Origin of the sequence: Methylibium sp. T29 (assembly GCF_000576205.1) — a bacterium.
Taxonomy (GTDB): domain Bacteria; phylum Pseudomonadota; class Gammaproteobacteria; order Burkholderiales; family Burkholderiaceae_C; genus Methylibium; species Methylibium petroleiphilum.
In genome coordinates, this window is the sequence record NZ_AZND01000371.1 from 1 (window position 1) to 2578 (window position 2578).

Annotated in this window: 1 protein-coding gene and 1 pseudogene; both read right to left on the minus strand. The window is 70.5% G+C overall.

Annotation, left to right across the window (positions count from 1 at the left end; all coding sequences use genetic code 11):
• Positions 1–136: 136 nt before the first annotated feature.
• A pseudogene (locus x551_RS20990) lies at positions 137–1485 on the minus strand (NAD(P)/FAD-dependent oxidoreductase).
• 4 nt (positions 1486–1489) lie between these two features.
• Positions 1490–2266 (minus strand): class I SAM-dependent methyltransferase, encoded by a 777-nt coding sequence (locus x551_RS20995; protein ID WP_036233012.1) that lies wholly within the window; start codon positions 2264–2266, stop codon positions 1490–1492.
• Positions 2267–2578: the final 312 nt, after the last annotated feature.

Below are 2578 nucleotides of genomic sequence, written 5' to 3' on the forward strand. Positions count from 1 at the left end.
GCCAGGCCGGGTGCGGCGGCCATGCCGTAGCCGAGTGCGCCCAGCGGCGGCGTCGCGCCGGCGGCGAGCGCCGACCACTGCGACGGCGTGAGACGTTGGACGCTCAGATGGGGCGAGGGAAGGGCAGCCGGCACCGTCACTGCGCCTCGAGGATGTTCTCGCCGCGCAGCGGGCCCATGTCCTGGATGTTGCGGCGATGCCGCCGCCAGCCGCCGATGGTGCGGCGCAGGCTGCGCAGCGAGATGAGGTAGTAGATGCCCTTCATGGCCCACAGCGACGGCCAGATCGGCGTCTTGCCGTAGATGTCACCGGCCAGCAGCGACAGCAGCGCTTCTTTCACGCGCAGCGGGTTCGCCGGGTACATGAACATCTCGCGGATGGTCGGGTTGGTGACGCGGAAGATGAACCACGAGTACTCGCGCGGGCCCTTGCGCATCGTCGCCTCGAAGCGGCGGCGGGCTGCCGCGGCCTCGGCGGGGCGGTCCAGGCAGGTCGCCACCACCTCGGCGCCGTCGAAGGCGCTGTGCATCGCAAGGTAGACCCCGGACGAGAACATCGGGTCGATGAAGGTGAAGGCATCGCCGAGCAGCAGGTAGCGTTCGCCGCTGCAGTGGGTGGCGCAGTACGAGAAGTTGCCGGTCGCGTGCACGTCGCCGCCCACCAGCGTGGCGTCCTTCAGGCGGTCGGCCAGTTCGGGGCACAACGCGATGGTGTCGTCGAAGAAATCCTTCAACGGCTTGTCGCGCTGCTTCAGGTAGTAGGGCCAGCACACGGCGCCGACGCTGGTGGTTCCGTCGGCCAGCGGGATGAACCAGAACCAGCCGTGGGCGAACCACATGATGCTGATGTTGCCTTCCTTCACACCCGGCAGCCGACGCGCGCCGGTGTAGTGGCCGAACAGCGCCGAGCTGTTGTGCGCCGGGTTCTTTTCCTTGCAGCGCAGCTTGTTCGCGATGAAGGTGTCGCGCCCGGAGGCGTCGACCACGAAGCGGGCGCGCCAGCGGCGCGCGGCGCCGTCGTCCAGCGTGGCCTGCACGGTGGCGCCGTCGGCGTCGAAGCTCACGTCGCGCACGCGGCAGCCTTCCAGGGACCTGGCGCCGGACGCCGCCGCATGGCGGAACAGCAGTTCATCCAGCTCGGAGCGGCGCACCTGCCAGGCATAGGCTGGCGCTTGTCCCATTGGTCGGCGAACTCGAGGTAACTGCGGTGCTCGTGCTCGGGCGACACGAACTCGATGCCCCACTTGGGCATGCCGATCTTCTCGACCTGGTCGCGCACGCCGAGCCGCTCGAACAGCGCGACGTTGGCCGGCAGCAGCGACTCGCCGATGTGAAAGCGCGGGTGGTGGGCCTTCTCCAGCAGCACGACGTCGCGGCCCTGTTTGGCCAGCAGGGCCGCGATGGAGGAGCCGGCCGGGCCGCCGCCGATCACCAGCACGTCGCAGGAGGAGGGCGCCGTGTCGGAGGAGGATGCAGCGGAATTCATGGGTTCAGTTCCGGGCCGGCTTGACGGCCGTGTACTCGGAGAAGATGCCGAGCTCGACATGGCGCTGCACATGCTCGAAGCCCGCGGCCCGCAGCGCCTCCATCACCGAGTCCGGCGAGATGCAGGCTTCGATGGTGTCCCAGTAGTAGCGCCACAGCTCGGCAGTGTCGCTGCGGCGCCCGACGGCGCGGGCGATCAACGGCACCACCGCACGCATGTAGCCGCGCAGCAGCGAGGTGGGGATACGCCCGACCGGACGCGTGATCTCGAGAAGCAGCAACCGCCCACCGGGCCGCAGGGCGCGGTGGAACTCGGAGAACGCGGCCGACACGTCGGCGATGTGCCGCAGCGCGTAGCCGAGGCTGAGGAAATCGGCGCTGGCATCGTCGCAGGGCAGGGCCTCCGCGCGGCCCTGCCGCAACTCGACGCCGGGCAGATGCACCTCGCCCATCATGCCGGGGCTGGGATCGACGCCGACCAGCCGGCCGCCCGGACCGATCAGGCGCAGCGCCTCGCGCGCGACCATGCCGGTCCCGATGCCGACGTCCAGCACCTGCGCGCCGGTGGCGAGTCCGGCCCGCTCCAGCGCGCGCCGTCGGTACCAGGGGCCGGAGCCCAGGGCCAGGATGCGCTCGATGCGCTCGTAGTCCGGTGCGGTGTCGTCGAAAATGCGGCGCAGGAAGCGCTGGTGATCGGCTTCGTCTCCATAGTAGGCGCTGAGCGGCGCGTGCGGGGCCAGGGCCTCGCGGGACGGCGGGGTGGAGGGCGGGCCGGGTTGCATCGATCGATTATGGCAAGCCGCTGGAGCCGCCCCTCCCGCATGACCGAGCGCGGGCAGGGGGCCGCTGGGGCGGCGACACTCCGGGTCGGCCGATCGCCGGCCGTCATGGTCGCGGTGGCTTCACGCAAGTTCACAGTCCTTCACGCCGGGCTCAAGTGCGCGTGGCAACTTTCGCCTTTGCCCGAGATCGCAGTGACATGAAAAGAACGACGCTGTTGGGGGGGGCCGTGGTGCTGGTCGCCGCAGGGGCCGCCTTCGCCTGGACGCTGGCGCAGCGCCCGTCGGCCGGCGCCCCGCGTGCTGCGGCTGCGG

Coding starts and splice junctions, on each gene's coding strand:
- x551_RS20995 (WP_036233012.1), bottom strand. CDS start 2,266: ATGCAACCCGGCCCGCCCTCCACCCCGCCGTCCCGCGAGGCCCTGGCC.